Origin of the sequence: Nitratidesulfovibrio oxamicus (assembly GCF_015731765.1) — a bacterium.
GTDB classification, from domain to species: domain Bacteria; phylum Desulfobacterota; class Desulfovibrionia; order Desulfovibrionales; family Desulfovibrionaceae; genus Cupidesulfovibrio; species Cupidesulfovibrio oxamicus.
In genome coordinates this window covers 1-900 of record NZ_VRYY01000664.1, presented here as the reverse complement: position 1 = coordinate 900, position 900 = coordinate 1, and the positions used below count along the sequence as shown (strand labels likewise).

Genomic DNA, 900 nt, shown 5'->3' with positions numbered 1-900 from the left:
GCGGCGTGTTGCGCCTGCGCCCTGACCGGTGGGGCCTCCTGATGCCTGGTCCGCCACCTGCCCCGACACTTGCAGCACCGTCGCGCCCAGCAGTACCCACAGCCCCAGCATGGCGGCGGGGTGGGGGCGCAGCAACTGGGGGGCGCCCAGCAGGCCCACGCCGTCAAGCCAGCGCAGCGAAACCAGCAGCAGATCGAACGGCCAGCGGGCAATCAGCAGCAGCCACCCGGCCACCTCCGGCGCCGCCGGGGCCATGGCCATGCCCGCAAGGCCCAGCGGCAGCGCCACGCCGTCGATGAGCGGCAGGAACAGCAGGTTCAGGGCGAACCACGGGCTGGACGTGCCGAAGACGCGCGCCGACAGGGGCAGCAGGATCAGCTGGATGCACAGGGTCACCCACAGGGTGCGCGCGGCGTACGCCACAAGACGGGTGAGCCACGGGGGCGTGGTACTCCTGTGCATGGGGTGTGGCGGGTGTGTTGCGGCAGAGCCGCCGTAACCGTCGTGGATGGCCGCACCGCCCCGTTCGGCCATGCGGCCTCGTTCGGCCAGACCATCCTGTTCGCCCACTCCCCCCAACCCACCCAGCACACGCAGTCTGCGGGGCAGCAGGGCGGCCAGCGGCCTTGCCAGGGCAATGCCCGCCACGGCGCAGGCGGAAAGTTGCAACGACAGGTCGTCCGCCGCGCCGGGGTCGAACAGCACGATGACGCACACCGCCCACAGCAGGCCGTCCAGCACCACCTGCGGTCGGCCCCGCCAGTACAGCCACGCCCAGAACACCAGCATCAGCGCAGCGCGCACCAGCGAGGGCGGCGCGCCGCCCAGCCAGACATAGGCCAGCGCGGGCGGCAGCGAGCAGGCCAGGGCCAGCTTGCGGCGCGGAATGCGCAGGTACAC

At 72.4% G+C, this 900-nt stretch carries 1 protein-coding gene; it reads right to left on the bottom strand.

Features of this window, described 5'->3' with window-relative positions; translation table 11 throughout:
• Positions 1–900 (bottom strand): ComEC/Rec2 family competence protein (locus FVW20_RS16995; protein ID WP_196610519.1); only part of this gene is annotated, 900 nt, incomplete at both ends.